This is a genomic window from Achromobacter sp. ACRQX (assembly GCF_022346505.1).
GTDB classification, from domain to species: Bacteria; Pseudomonadota; Gammaproteobacteria; order Burkholderiales; family Burkholderiaceae_B; genus Achromobacter; species Achromobacter animicus.
This window is the reverse complement of sequence record NZ_JAKRML010000008.1, coordinates 74614-86341: the sequence shown is the minus strand read 5'-3', so window position 1 is coordinate 86341 and position 11728 is coordinate 74614. Positions and strand designations below refer to the sequence as shown.

Here is an 11728-nt window from a genome sequence, read left to right as displayed (position 1 = left end):
TACGTGAAATGGCGCTAATTCGGGCGCATCAGCCCAAGGCCAGGCGCAGCTGTTCGTCCAGATGCAGCGTGGGCGTGACGCGCCATCCGCTTTGCGCGTAGCGCAGCCAGCGGCCCAGCACCAAATGCGTCAGCAGGCTGGCATGCGCGGCAATGTTGGCTTCCTGCGGCAGGCCGCCGTCGGTGATGGCGATGCGCAGCGATTGCTTCAACGACGCCTCGATGCGGTCGTTGATGTGGTTGATACGCTCCTGCAGCCGGTTGTCTTCCGTGACCAGTGCATCGCCGGTCAGCACGCGGGTCATGCCCTTGTTGCGCTCCGAGAACGTCAGCAGCATGGAGACCGTCTTGTGGGCTTGAGGCAATCCGTAGGGCTCGGCGGTGGCGATCTGGTTCACCAGCGTGAAGATGCTGGTTTCGATGAACTCGATCAGTCCTTCGAACATCTGCGCCTTGCTTGCGAAGTGCCGGTAGAGGGCGGCTTCGGAGACCTCCAGACGCGCGGCCAGAGCGGCCGTGGTGATGCGGGACGCGTGCGGCTGTTCCAGCATTTCGGCCAGAGTCTGCAGAATCTGGGTCTTGCGCTCGCCGGGTTTGCTCGCCATGGGAGGGACTGCTTCGCGCAGGATGACGGGTGGAGGGGATGCTGCGAGCCGTCAGCCCCGCAGGGGGCGTCGGCGTAACAATAAATCACTGACGCAGTTTACCCGCAAGTCGACGTAGGCCGGGCGGTGCGAGCGTCCGCGGCCGAAGGGCGTGCCGGGGTGATACACGTGGACCGTCTTCAGGCCGGCCAGACGGGCGCCCCGCAGGTTGGCCAGCGTGTCTTCGACCAGCACGGCGCGGTGGGCGGGAACGCCTTCGCGCGCCAGCACGTAGCGCAGCAGCGCCGCGGAGGGCTTGGGCCGGAACTCGCCATGCAACCGCATGTGCTCGATGGCCCACAGGCTGTCGAACTGGCGCAGTATGCCCAGTTGCGACAGGACGGAGCGCGCATAGTGGAGCGGCGCGTTGGTCAGCAGGACCTTGCGCCCGGGCAGGCGGCGCAGCTTGTAGGCAAGCGCCTTTTCCGAGCGCATCAACGGCGCGACGTCGAAGTCGTGGCTGCGATGCAGGAATTCGTGGGCGTCGACGCCGTGGTGGCGCACCATGCCGATCATGGTGGCGCCGTAGCGTTTCCAGTACTGCTTGCGCACGAGGTTGGCGGCATCCACGTCCACGTTTAGCGCCTCGGCCACCGCCATGGTCATGCCGTGGTCGATCTTGGAGAAGATGGCGTGCGAGGTGTCGTGGAGCGTATTGTCCAGATCGAACAGCCACAGGCGCTCGGGCGCGCCTGTGGCAATCCCGCGGGAGCGGCGCATCCGCACCGCGGGCCGCAGCAACTGGCGTCGCACTTGCATCATGACGATCGCGCGGCGCGCCGTGCTGCGGGGGTGTGCGTCATCAGTGCGAGCTGATCATCGTGCCGACGCCCTGGTCGGTCAGGATTTCGAGCAGCAGGCAGTGCGGCACGCGGCCGTCGACGATGTGCACCGAATTGACGCCGTTCTTGGCGGCGTCCAGCGCGGACGAGATCTTGGGCAGCATGCCGCCGGAGATCGTGCCATCGGCAAAGAGCTCGTCGATAGTCTGGGCCGACAGGCTGCGCAGCAGCTTGCCGCCCTTGTCCAGTACGCCCGGAGTGTTGGTCAGCATGAGCAGCTTTTCGGCGCCCAGCACTTCGGCCATCTTGCCGGCGACGACGTCGGCATTGATGTTGTAGGCCGTGCCGTCCTCGCCATAGCCGATGGGCGAAATGACGGGGATGAACTGGTCGTCCTGCAGCGCCTTCACGACGGCCGGCTCGACCATCGTGATGTCGCCGACGAAACCGATGTCGATGGGCTCGGACGGGTTGTCCTTGTTGGCCATCAGCTTCTTCTGGGCCTGGATCAGACCACCGTCTTTGCCGGTCAGGCCGACGGCCTTGCCGCCGACCTCGTTGATCATCATGACGATGTCCTGCTGGACCTGGCCGCCCAGCACCCATTCCACGACTTCCATGGTCTCGGCGTCGGTGACGCGCATGCCCTGGATGAAGGTGCCTTGCTTGCCGATGCGGCGCAGGGCGTCATCGATCTGCGGACCACCACCGTGGACCACCACCGGGTTCAGACCCACCAGCTTGAGCAGCACGACATCGTGCGCGAAGCTGCGCTGCAATCGCTCTTCCGTCATGGCGTTGCCGCCGTACTTGACCACGATGGTCTTGCCGTGAAATCGTCGGATATACGGCAGAGCCTCGGACAGCACGGCGGCTTTGACGGCGGGAGACGAAACGGCAGCAGGGTCGGGGGTGTCGGTCATGGCAGCTAAGTCGGCAGATAAATAACAAAAAAGTTGATGTGCGTTAAAAAAATGCCTGCACAAGAACGCGGTTGGAACGCGCCTAGCGCAAGCATACGACGGATTGTAGTCCCCACAGGTTTCTTATGCTGCAAACCCATGTTCATATGCCCGACAAATAACCGGCATTCAGGTAAATTGGGGGCGTTTTCACAACGGCACGCCCCGCAAAAGGGGGCCTGCCCGAACCTGCGGGACATCGATCCCGGTTTTCACCATAAAAGAGGCAACACATGCGTTTGAACTTCGTCCGTTCCGCCCTGGCGGCGTCGGTCCTCCTGGTTGCCGCCAACGCGGCTCACGCCGAAAAGGTGGTCGTGGGCGCCACGCAGGTGCCGCACGCCGAGATCCTGGAAGTGGTCAAGCCCAAGCTGGCCAAGGAAGGCGTGGAGCTCGACATCAAGGTGTTCAGCGACTACGTGCAGCCCAACCTGCAACTGGCGGACAAGCAACTGGACGCCAACTTCTTCCAGCACAAGCCGTACCTGGAAAGCTTCAACAAGGATCGCAAGGCGACGCTCGTGCCGGTGGCGCTGGTCCACGTCGAGCCCTTCGGCGGCTATTCCAAGAAGATCAAGAGCCTGTCCGACCTGAAGGACGGCGCCACGGTCGCCATCCCCAATGACCCGTCCAACGGCGGCCGCGCCCTGGTGCTGCTGCAGAAGCAGGGCGTCATCAAACTCAAGGATCCGGCCAACATCCTGGCGACCGCCGCCGATGTCGTCGAGAACCCCAAGAAGCTGAAGTTCCGCGAACTCGAAGCCGCCATGCTGCCGCGCGCGCTGGACGACGTGGATCTGGCGCTGATCAACACCAACTACGCGCTGGAAGCCAGTCTGGTGCCGACCAAGGATGCCCTGTTCATCGAAGGCGCCGATTCGCCGTACGCCAACGTGCTGGTCACCCGCAGCGACAACAAGGACGCGCCCGGCATCAAGAAGCTGGTCGACGCGCTGCACTCGCCGGAGGTCAAGACCTTCATCCAGGAAAAGTACAAGGGCGCAGTGGTTCCCGCCTTCTGATGCGCGGCGCGCGGGCGGCTGCAACCGCCCGCACCCTGCGATCCGTGCGCTTCATGTAAGAAACTGGCCGCCCGTTCAACAACGGGCGGCTTTTTATTGGAAGGTGCCAGACACCCTTGTGGCGGTTCATCCATTGGGCGATCTTGCCCGATGGGTGTCAGACACCTTCAGCCTTCTTCAAGCCCAAAAAAAAATCGCCCGCTTGCAGCGGGCGATTCCTTGGGGCTGCGCCGATGCGGCGGATCAGCCGGCGGCCAGGGCCTTTTCGACGGTGGCGTGGAACTCGGCCTTGTCGTATTCGCCCAGGTACCGCTTGATGATATGTCCCTCTTTGTCGATGAGGAACGCCGTGGGCGTCAGGCGGATGTCGCCGAAGGCGCGCGCGATCTCGCCCTTGGTGTCCAGCGCGACCGGGAACGGCAGCTTGCGGGTTTCGGCGAAGTTGAGCACGAAGTTTGGCGGGTCGTAGTTCATGGCGACCGCGATGGCTTCATATCCCTTGTCCGCATACTCGTTGTAGGCGGAGATGGTGTCGGGCATCTGCTTCACGCAAGTCACACAGCTGGTTGCCCAGAATTTGACCAGCACGACCTTGCCTCGCAGGTCCTGCATGGAGAAGGTCTTGCCTTCCAGCGTGGTGAAGGTGACGTCGGGGGCGGTCTGGGCCGGGCGCATGGCGAACCAGGCGCCGATGCCGACCGCCACGAGAACTGCGAGGGCTACGATGGCTTTTTTCATTTGATGGGCATTGCTTCAACGCCGCTGCTCGTGCCGCCGGTGCCAGCCGCGTTGTCGGTGGCCGGACCGGTTCCGGTTTCGATGGGCGCCTTGCTTTCGGTGGTGGCGGGTTTGGAGCCGCTGCCAGACAGACGGATGGCTTCTTCGCGGCTGATGATTTCAAAGAGCTTGACGACTTTGGTCACGCCGCCGACATCGGCGGTGGCATTGGCGGCGTATTCGCCTTCTGCCTGGGTGACTTTGCCCATCAGGTAGACGACGCCGCGATCGGTGGTGACCGCGATGGTGCCCGAGGGCACGTACTTGGTGTTGAGCAGCGCGGTCTTGACCTTGGAGGTCAGCCAGGTGTCGTTGGAGCGCTGGCCGAACGAGGCGATGGGGCCGACGTTGAGCTGGTTGATGACCTGCTTCACGTTTTCGACGCTTTGCGCGATGGCCGTGGCCTGGTTCTTGGCTTCTTCGGAGGGCACGTCGCCGGTCAGCAGCAGGTGGCCGCCGTAGGCCATGGCGTTGACGCGGGCCGTGTCGCCCAGCTTCTGGGCGATCTGGCTCTGCGCCTTGAACGCCATGTTCTGGTCTTCGAGCTGGACGCCGGACGTGCGGCGGTCGGTGACCACGACCGCCGTGGTGGCGGCGGCGCCGCCCACGATCAAGGGCGCGCAGGCCGTCAGCGAAAGCGCCGCGGTCGATAGCGCGGCGGCAAGCATCAGCGGGCGGACTGCGGGTCGGACGTCAAGAATCATTCGGTGTCTCCAAGCAGAAGAGCGTCGATGCCGTCGCACAGCGCGTGCAGCAGCAGAATATGGACTTCCTGGATGCGCATGGTGCGATCGCTGGGAACACATAGATGGACGTCCATCGGGGTAATGAGTTCCCCCATGACGCCGCCGCCCTTGCCGGTCAGGGCCAGGACGTGCATCTCGCGCGCGCTGGCGGCTTCCATGGCGCGGACCACGTTGGGCGAATTGCCGCTGGTCGAGATGGCCACGAGCACGTCGCCGGCCTGTCCGAAGGCGTTGACCTGCCGTTCGTAGATTTCGTCAAAGCCGTAGTCGTTGCCGACTGCCGTGAGAATCGAGGTGTCGGTGTTGAGCGCAATGCCCGCGAGCGGCAGGCGTTCGCGTTCGAAGCGGCCCACCAGTTCCGCGATGAAATGCTGCGCGTCGGCAGCCGAGCCGCCATTGCCGCAAGCCAGAATCTTGCCGTTGTTCGCCAGGGCGCCGAACAGCACGTCCACGGCCACGGCCAGCGGTTCGGCCAGGACGTTCATGCTTTGTTCGTGAGCGGCCATGGCGTCGCGAAAGTGCGACGTCATACGAGAGGTCATATCCATGGGCGCGATTATCTCACGGGGCAAGGCCGCGGTTCTGTCCATGCGCAACGTGGGCGAGGGGGGATGTCACGCCAGACTTGCCGGGTCATGGCAGCCAGAATGCGCCGCGCAGCCAGGCGGGGTCGCCGCTGTCGAAAACCACGGCGTCGAAGCGGGCGGGCGGGACCAGGCCGCCCCAGTGCCGGCGGGCCAGTTCGGGCAGCCAATACGCCGCCGCGCGGGCAAGGCGCGTCTGTTTTTCGGGGCCGATGCTGGCGGCGGCGCCGCCGAAGCGGCTGGCGGCGCGCGCCCGGACCTCGACGAAGACCAGCGTGTCGCCCTCGCGCATGACGAGGTCGATTTCCCCGGCGCGGCAGGCCAGGTTGCGCGCCAGCAGCGTCAGACCCTGGGCCGCCAGCAGGCGCAACGCCGCCGCTTCATGATGGTCGCCGCGCCGCTGGGTGGGCGAGCGGCGCGGGGGCGGGCGGTCGGCAGGCGTGCGCCCGGTGCGCCGCCGGCGTTTTGCGGCGCGGCGGCGTGCCGCCAGCGCAAGTTCGCAGGCCAGGCGCAGGGTGTCGTCCGTCATGGGATTCCGAAAGCAGCGGGCATAGGCGGCTACACTGACATGGTTTTTCGTGTCAGCAGGCAGCAATGAATCAAAACGTCTCACCTCCCATTGCCGGCGATGCCTGGTCCCGCGTGTCGGAACGCGTGGCGGGCCAGCATTGGCCCGCCTCGACGCTGTATGTCGTGGCCACGCCCATCGGCAATCTCGGCGATCTGGGCCTGCGCGCCTGGCACGCCCTGCAACGGGCTGATGTGATCGCTGCCGAGGACACGCGCGCCAGCCGCACGCTGCTGGATGCCTGGGGCGTCAGCACGCCGCTCATGGCGGCGCATCGCCACAACGAGGCCGCCGCGGCGCAAGCCATTTGCGAGCGACTGGCGCAAGGCCAGCGCGTGGCCTTGGTGTCCGATGCCGGCGCGCCCGCGGTCAGCGACCCCGGCGCCCGCGTGGTCCGCGCCGTGCGCGCCGCCGGCTATGCGGTGGTGCCTGTACCCGGCCCCAGCGCCGTGATCGCCGCCCTCATGGGCAGCGGTGTCACCACGGACGAGAATCCTGCCTACGCCTTCGCGGGCTTTGCGCCGTCCAAGGCAGTGGCCCGGCAGCGCTGGCTGCGCCAATGGTGCGCGTTGCCTGCGCCCGTCGTGATGTTCGAATCGCCGCACCGGCTGGCGGCCACCTTTGCGGACCTGCTCGAGGTCTGCGGTCCGGAACGTGAACTGACCGTCGCGCGCGAACTGACCAAACGCTTCGAAGAGATCGGCACCGTCAAGCTGGGCGAGGCCGCGGCATGGCTGGCCGCCGATGCGCATCGCGAGCAGGGCGAGTTCGTGCTGATCGTCCATGCCGAGGCGGACGCGCCTGAGTCTGACGACGTCGATCCCGCCCACGACGTCCTGCTGGACGCCTTGCTGGAGTCGCTGTCCGTGCGCGACGCCGCGCGGGTCGCGGCCAAAGTCACCGGCCAGCCGCGCGACGTGCTCTACAACCGGGCCCTGACCCGCAAGAAGGGGCAGGAGTAAGCCATGGTGTATTCGACCGTCGTGTCCAACAAGCCTGCCGACCCGCAAGAGCGGCTGACCTATCGCGACATGCCCACGCCGCTCGGTGATCTGCGCCTGGTGGCCAGCCCGAAGGGATTGCGCGGCGCGTGGTTCACCGATCAGGCGCTGCTGCCGTCGCCGGATGGATGGACGCTGACCGATAGCGATCCGTTCCTGGAGCAGGCGCGGCGCGAACTTGACGAATGGTTTGCCGGCGAGCGCCGCCTGTTCGACGTGACGCTCGACCCGGTGGGGACGACCTTTCAGCACCAGGTCTGGCATGCGCTGTGCGCGCTGGAATTCGGCACGCTCACCAGCTACGGCGAACTGGCCCGCACGGTGAACCGGCCCAAGGGCGCGCAGGCAGTCGGCGGCGCGGTCGGCCGCAATCCCATCAGCATCATCATTCCTTGTCACCGCGTGATCGGCGCGGACACCTCGCTGACGGGCTTTGGCGGTGGATTGCCACGCAAGCAGGCGCTGCTGGCGCATGAAGGCAACCGCTATGTGAGCCGCAGCGCGCACGCGCGCCGGGTGTGCGACGGGCAGGCAGAGCTGCCCTGGTAGCCGTCGTTCCGCTTACTGCGACGCGATCGTCGGCAGGATGCCGATCCGGTCGGACACCAGCGGCACGGCATTGAGCGCGCTTTGGCGATCGGGATACGGACCGATCCGCACGCGGTACAGATTATTGGCCTGTTCCACCGACGCCGGCGGCGCGCCTTCGGCGCCGAGCTGCGTATTGATGCGGCTGACCAGCGACTGCGCGTTGCCGGGCTGGCTGAACGCGCCCACCTGCAGGTAGACGCTGCCCGTGGCGGCGCCGGCAGCCGGACGCATCGGGGCGGGGCTGGGCGCGGCAGGCGCCAGGGGCTCGGGCGCCAACGGCACGGGGGTGGACGTCACCGGCGCCATGACCGGCGTGGAGCCCGTGGCCGATTCCGGTTCCGGCGCGGGGGCCGCAGGCGCGCCTTGCGAGGCCAGACGACGGATCTCTTCGGGCTGGATGGCTTCCACGACCACTTGTCCGCTGCCCGGGCCGATGATGCCCAGCTTGTAGGCCGCGACGTAGGACAAGTCCATGATGCGGTCGCTATGGAAGGGGCCGCGGTCGTTCACCCGCACGATGATCGTCTTGCCGTTGACCATGCTGGTCACCCGCGCGTAGCTGGGGATCGGCAGCGTCGTGTGCGCGGCGGTCATGGCATACATGTCGTAGGTCTCGCCGATCGACGTGGAGTTGCCATGGAATTTCTTGCCGTACCACGAGGCGATGCCGCGCTTCTTGTAGGCCTGGCCGCTGGTGTCGGGTACGTAGCGCTGGCCGAACACGACATAGGGCCGGTTCGCGCCGCTGGCGTAAGGTTCCAGCTTGGGCACCGCGTCGGGGATCTGGTCCAGGTTCGACGGCGGATTGGCGTCCGGCCCGTCGTCCTTGTAGTAGCCGCCCTTCTTGCGTCCGCCGCTGGTGGAGCAGCCTGCCACGGCGATCGCCAGCAGCAGCATGAAAAGGAAATGTAGCGGGCGGGAAAGCGTCATGCGGTTTCGTCGGGCAGTTGCGTGCGGTGGCGCACCAGCAGCGGGTCGTGGTCGGCAAAGCGCAGCGCCAGTTGCTCCACGACATACACCGAACGGTGCTGGCCGCCGGTGCAGCCGATGGCCACGGTCAGATAGTTGCGGGTGTCCTGCGTGTACAGCGGCAGCCAGCGTTTCAGGAAGCCCGCGATGTCGTCGATCATCAGGCCCACCTGCTCGTACCCGGCGAGCCACGTGGCCACGGGTTCGTCGCGGCCGGTCAGCGGACGCAGGTTGCGGTCGTAATGGGGATTGGGCAAGCAGCGCACGTCGAACACCAGGTCCGCGTCGCCCGGCACGCCGCGCTTGTAGGCGAAGGATTCGAACGTCAGCACCAGCGGCGCGCGGTCCGCCTTGATCAGGTCGCGGATCCAGGCACGAAGCTGGCCGGGCGTCAGTTCTGACGTGTCGATGACGTGTTCCTGCTCGCGCAGCGGCGCCAGCAGCTCTCTTTCCAGCGCGATGCATTCGGTCAGCGACGGCGCCGTGCCGCCGCGTTGCAGGCGGTCGGTCAGCGGATGGCGGCGGCGCGATTCGGAATAGCGCTGCACCAGGGTGGCCGTATTGGCATCCAGGAAGACCACGCGCAGGCTGGTGCCCATGGCGCGCAGCGCGGTGACCACGTCGGGCAGCTCGGCCAGTTCACCGGGTGAGCGCACGTCGATTGCGACGGCGACGCGTTCCATGCCGTCATCGCGCGCCTGCGCAATGAATTCGGTCAGGAAACGGACGGGAAGATTGTCGACACAGGTGTAGCTCGCGTCCTCGAGCATGCGCAGCGCGACGGATTTGCCGGAACCGGAAATGCCGGTGACGAGGACGACTTTCAACATGGACATGATTGTGGCACGCTTTTCCAGGACGATGCCGGCGGGATAGCATCTGATATGGCCATAAACTCAGGATCTGCGCCTGTTCCCCGCTGCATGCCCTGACGTAAGCTAGGGGCCGCAGACGCCGCAGTTCCATCGCAGTTCCACTTTTACGCGCCCCGCCATCACGATTCGGGGGGTTGGAATTTGACCTAGATGTTAGCCCTCATTTCCTCTTGTAGTGTTTCACTGCCGCGGTTTTGGGCCTTCCGCAGCGCTTTGGCGGCTGCGGCTGTTGTGTTTATGTCCGCGCCGACCCTGGCGCAGCAGACGGCGCCGCCTACGCTGCAGCCCGACACCATGGCGGCCCGGGTCGCGGCCTGTACCGCCTGTCACGGCGCACAGGGCCGGGCGGGCGCCGACGGCTACTATCCGCGGCTGGCCGGCAAGCCGCAGGACTACCTCTATCACCAGCTTCTGAACTTTCGCGACGGGCGGCGGCAGTACCGGCCCATGACGCACCTGCTGGCCGGCTTGCCCGACGACTACCTGCGCGAGATGGCCGCGTACTTTTCCGAGCAGCATGTGCCGTATCCGGCGCCTGTTCGCGCGGACGTGTCCGCCGCCACGCTGGAGGCCGGTCGCCGGCTTGCCAAGGAGGGCGATGCGGCGCGCGGTCTGCCGGCCTGTGCCTCCTGTCACGGCGCGGCCCTGTCCGGCATGCTGCCCGCGATCCCAGGCCTGCTGGGTCTGCCGCGCGACTACATCGGCGCGCAGATCGGCGGCTGGAAGAACGGCCTGCGCCGCGCCGCCGCGCCGGATTGCATGGCCGACATCTCCAACAAGCTCACCCCCAACGACATCGGCGCCCTGGCGGCGTGGCTGTCGTCGCAGCCCGTCGTCGAGCCCTACGTGCCCGACGCCGCGAATTCGGTCCGGCTCCCCGCGGAATGCGGCAGCCAGACGCAACGCTGAACGGGGCCGCGAATGACGCTGATGAAAAGAATCCTGGTTGTTCTGCTGCTGGTGGTCGTAGTGGCCGCAGGCACGTTGTATTGGCTCGGCACGCGTGACGATGCCAGCACCGGCCCCGCCGTGGCGGCCGCCGACGGCGCGGCGCAGATCGAGCGTGGCCGCTACTTGGCGCTGGCTGGCAACTGCATGGCCTGCCACACCAGCCGAGGGGGCAAGGCGTTTGCCGGCGGCACGCCTGTGCCTACGCCGTTCGGCACGGTGTACGGCCCGAACATCACGCCCGACGCGGAGACCGGCATTGGCGCCTGGACGGCCGACGACTTCTGGCGGGCGCTGCACAACGGCAAGTCGAAGGACGGCACGCTGCTGTATCCGGCGTTCCCCTACACCGAATACACACGCGTCACGCGCAGCGATTCGGATGCGCTGTATGCCTATCTGCGCAGCATTTCGCCCGTCAGGCAGGCCAACCGACCGCCCGAGATGGCCTTTCCGTACGACCAGCGGATGCTGCTGGCGGCATGGCGCGCGTTGTATTTCAAGCCGGGAGTGCAAGACGCCGATCCCGGTCAATCGGTCCAATGGAATCGCGGCCGCTATCTGGTCGAAGGGCTGGGCCATTGCGCGGCCTGCCACACACCGCGCAACAGCCTGGGCGCCACGCGCAGCGGCGACGCGCTGGCCGGTGGCGTGATTCCCGTGCTGGACTGGTACGCGCCGCCGCTGACGAACGACATGCAGACCGGCATGGGGCGCTGGTCGGCGCAGGACATCGCCACGCTGCTCAAGACCGGCATTGCGGCGCATTCGACGGTTAGCGGGCCGATGGCGGAAGTCGTGCTGGGAAGCACGCAGCACCTGACAGAGGATGACGCGCTGGCCATCGGCGTGTATCTGAAATCGCTGCCCGCCACGCCGCCCGCAACCGATGCGCGTGCCGCCGCGCCTGCGCCTGCGGCCATGGAGCTGGGCGGCAAGCTGTACAGCCAGCAATGCGCGAAATGCCACCAGGCGGACGGCAAGGGCAGCGGCACGGCGTGGCCCGCGCTGGCCGGCAATCCGACGGTGACTGCGCCGTCGCCCGTCAATGCCATCCGCATGGTGCTGGACGGCGGGTACGCGCCCGCCACTGCAGCAAACCCGCGTCCTCACGGCATGCCGCCATTTGGCCAGGTGCTGAACGACAACGACATTGCGATGCTCGTGACGTACATCCGCAATAGCTGGGGCAACGAGGCGGGCGGGGTCAGCGCGCTGGAGGTCAAGCGCGCGCGGGCGTCGTCGACGTTGAATTAGCGC

Annotated in this window: 14 protein-coding genes; 5 read left to right on the top strand and 9 right to left on the bottom strand. The window is 66.4% G+C overall.

All coding sequences use genetic code 11. The features are described 5' to 3' along the window. Positions 1 to 28 precede the first annotated feature (28 nt). The 3 genes from slmA to argB are packed head-to-tail and all read right to left on the bottom strand — an operon-like array spanning position 29 to position 2348. A complete protein-coding gene (slmA, locus tag MHZ91_RS09840) occupies positions 29 to 604 on the bottom strand; it encodes a nucleoid occlusion factor SlmA (RefSeq protein WP_175138985.1) in 576 nt (191 codons plus the stop codon). A gap of 51 nt (positions 605 to 655) precedes the next feature. Continuing rightward, a complete protein-coding gene (locus tag MHZ91_RS09835; RefSeq protein ID WP_239213527.1) occupies positions 656 to 1402 on the bottom strand; it encodes a pyrimidine 5'-nucleotidase in 747 nt (248 codons plus the stop codon). A gap of 43 nt (positions 1403 to 1445) precedes the next feature. After that, positions 1446 to 2348, bottom strand: coding sequence for an acetylglutamate kinase (gene argB / locus MHZ91_RS09830; RefSeq protein ID WP_013396740.1), 903 nt, complete (start codon positions 2346 to 2348; stop codon positions 1446 to 1448). Positions 2349 to 2620: 272 nt separating this feature from the next. Between argB and MHZ91_RS09825 the strand changes: the two genes are divergently transcribed. Next, entirely contained in the window at positions 2621 to 3409 is a 789-nt protein-coding gene (locus MHZ91_RS09825; protein WP_239213464.1) for a MetQ/NlpA family ABC transporter substrate-binding protein, read from the top strand. A 243-nt stretch (positions 3410 to 3652) separates the two neighbouring features. Here MHZ91_RS09825 and MHZ91_RS09820 read toward each other — a convergent pair whose 3' ends face one another. The 4 genes from MHZ91_RS09820 to MHZ91_RS09805 all read right to left on the bottom strand — a co-directional run bounded on the left by MHZ91_RS09820 (position 3653) and on the right by MHZ91_RS09805 (position 6045). Next, on the bottom strand, positions 3653 to 4147 hold the full coding sequence (locus MHZ91_RS09820) for a peroxiredoxin (protein ID WP_056560300.1): 495 nt from the start codon (positions 4145 to 4147) through the stop codon (positions 3653 to 3655). Next, positions 4144 to 4890: a BON domain-containing protein gene (locus MHZ91_RS09815; RefSeq protein ID WP_191578456.1), complete on the bottom strand. Its 747-nt coding sequence runs from the start codon at positions 4888 to 4890 to the stop codon at positions 4144 to 4146. The genes MHZ91_RS09820 and MHZ91_RS09815 overlap by 4 nt, the downstream gene beginning before the upstream one ends. Further along, the gene (locus MHZ91_RS09810; protein WP_175122026.1) at positions 4887 to 5480 is read right to left on the bottom strand and encodes a phosphoheptose isomerase; all 594 of its coding nucleotides are present in this window, start codon (positions 5478 to 5480) and stop codon (positions 4887 to 4889) included. Before MHZ91_RS09810 ends, MHZ91_RS09815 begins: the two co-directional genes overlap by 4 nt. Positions 5481 to 5565: 85 nt before the next feature. Further along, positions 5566 to 6045: a YraN family protein gene (locus MHZ91_RS09805; protein WP_175138987.1), complete on the bottom strand. Its 480-nt coding sequence runs from the start codon at positions 6043 to 6045 to the stop codon at positions 5566 to 5568. Between the two features lie 65 nt (positions 6046 to 6110). On the opposite strand from MHZ91_RS09805, the gene rsmI reads away from it, so the two are divergent. Together rsmI and MHZ91_RS09795 are read left to right on the top strand one after the other, a co-directional pair. Beyond that, complete coding sequence (gene rsmI, locus MHZ91_RS09800; RefSeq protein WP_191578455.1) at positions 6111 to 7046, top strand: 16S rRNA (cytidine(1402)-2'-O)-methyltransferase; 936 nt, start codon at positions 6111 to 6113, stop codon at positions 7044 to 7046. A 3-nt stretch (positions 7047 to 7049) separates the two neighbouring features. After that, a complete protein-coding gene (locus tag MHZ91_RS09795) occupies positions 7050 to 7634 on the top strand; it encodes a methylated-DNA--[protein]-cysteine S-methyltransferase (protein ID WP_239213462.1) in 585 nt (194 codons plus the stop codon). 12 nt (positions 7635 to 7646) lie between these two features. Here the strand turns inward: MHZ91_RS09795 and MHZ91_RS09790 are convergent, their stop codons facing one another. Beyond that, complete coding sequence (locus MHZ91_RS09790) at positions 7647 to 8606, bottom strand: septal ring lytic transglycosylase RlpA family protein (protein WP_239213460.1); 960 nt, start codon at positions 8604 to 8606, stop codon at positions 7647 to 7649. After that, a complete protein-coding gene (gene rapZ, locus MHZ91_RS09785) occupies positions 8603 to 9475 on the bottom strand; it encodes an RNase adapter RapZ (RefSeq protein WP_056566400.1) in 873 nt (290 codons plus the stop codon). The genes MHZ91_RS09790 and rapZ overlap by 4 nt, the downstream gene beginning before the upstream one ends. Positions 9476 to 9670: 195 nt before the next feature. Here rapZ and MHZ91_RS09780 point away from each other — a divergent pair, with 195 nt between their 5' ends. Together MHZ91_RS09780 and MHZ91_RS09775 are read left to right on the top strand one after the other, a co-directional pair. Then, on the top strand, positions 9671 to 10429 hold the full coding sequence (locus MHZ91_RS09780) for a c-type cytochrome (RefSeq protein WP_218342592.1): 759 nt from the start codon (positions 9671 to 9673) through the stop codon (positions 10427 to 10429). Between the two features lie 12 nt (positions 10430 to 10441). After that, positions 10442 to 11725, top strand: coding sequence for a cytochrome c (locus MHZ91_RS09775; protein ID WP_239213458.1), 1284 nt, complete (start codon positions 10442 to 10444; stop codon positions 11723 to 11725). The last annotated feature ends 3 nt before the right edge of the window (positions 11726 to 11728 follow it).

Coding starts and splice junctions, on each gene's coding strand:
- MHZ91_RS09810 (WP_175122026.1), bottom strand. CDS start 5,480: ATGGATATGACCTCTCGTATGACGTCGCACTTTCGCGACGCCATGGCC.
- MHZ91_RS09790 (WP_239213460.1), bottom strand. CDS start 8,606: ATGACGCTTTCCCGCCCGCTACATTTCCTTTTCATGCTGCTGCTGGCG.
- MHZ91_RS09775 (WP_239213458.1), top strand. CDS start 10,442: ATGACGCTGATGAAAAGAATCCTGGTTGTTCTGCTGCTGGTGGTCGTA.
- MHZ91_RS09815 (WP_191578456.1), bottom strand. CDS start 4,890: ATGATTCTTGACGTCCGACCCGCAGTCCGCCCGCTGATGCTTGCCGCC.
- rapZ (WP_056566400.1), bottom strand. CDS start 9,475: ATGTTGAAAGTCGTCCTCGTCACCGGCATTTCCGGTTCCGGCAAATCC.
- slmA (WP_175138985.1), bottom strand. CDS start 604: ATGGCGAGCAAACCCGGCGAGCGCAAGACCCAGATTCTGCAGACTCTG.
- MHZ91_RS09780 (WP_218342592.1), top strand. CDS start 9,671: ATGTTAGCCCTCATTTCCTCTTGTAGTGTTTCACTGCCGCGGTTTTGG.
- MHZ91_RS09795 (WP_239213462.1), top strand. CDS start 7,050: ATGGTGTATTCGACCGTCGTGTCCAACAAGCCTGCCGACCCGCAAGAG.
- argB (WP_013396740.1), bottom strand. CDS start 2,348: ATGACCGACACCCCCGACCCTGCTGCCGTTTCGTCTCCCGCCGTCAAA.
- MHZ91_RS09835 (WP_239213527.1), bottom strand. CDS start 1,402: ATGCAAGTGCGACGCCAGTTGCTGCGGCCCGCGGTGCGGATGCGCCGC.
- MHZ91_RS09805 (WP_175138987.1), bottom strand. CDS start 6,045: ATGACGGACGACACCCTGCGCCTGGCCTGCGAACTTGCGCTGGCGGCA.
- rsmI (WP_191578455.1), top strand. CDS start 6,111: ATGAATCAAAACGTCTCACCTCCCATTGCCGGCGATGCCTGGTCCCGC.
- MHZ91_RS09820 (WP_056560300.1), bottom strand. CDS start 4,147: ATGAAAAAAGCCATCGTAGCCCTCGCAGTTCTCGTGGCGGTCGGCATC.
- MHZ91_RS09825 (WP_239213464.1), top strand. CDS start 2,621: ATGCGTTTGAACTTCGTCCGTTCCGCCCTGGCGGCGTCGGTCCTCCTG.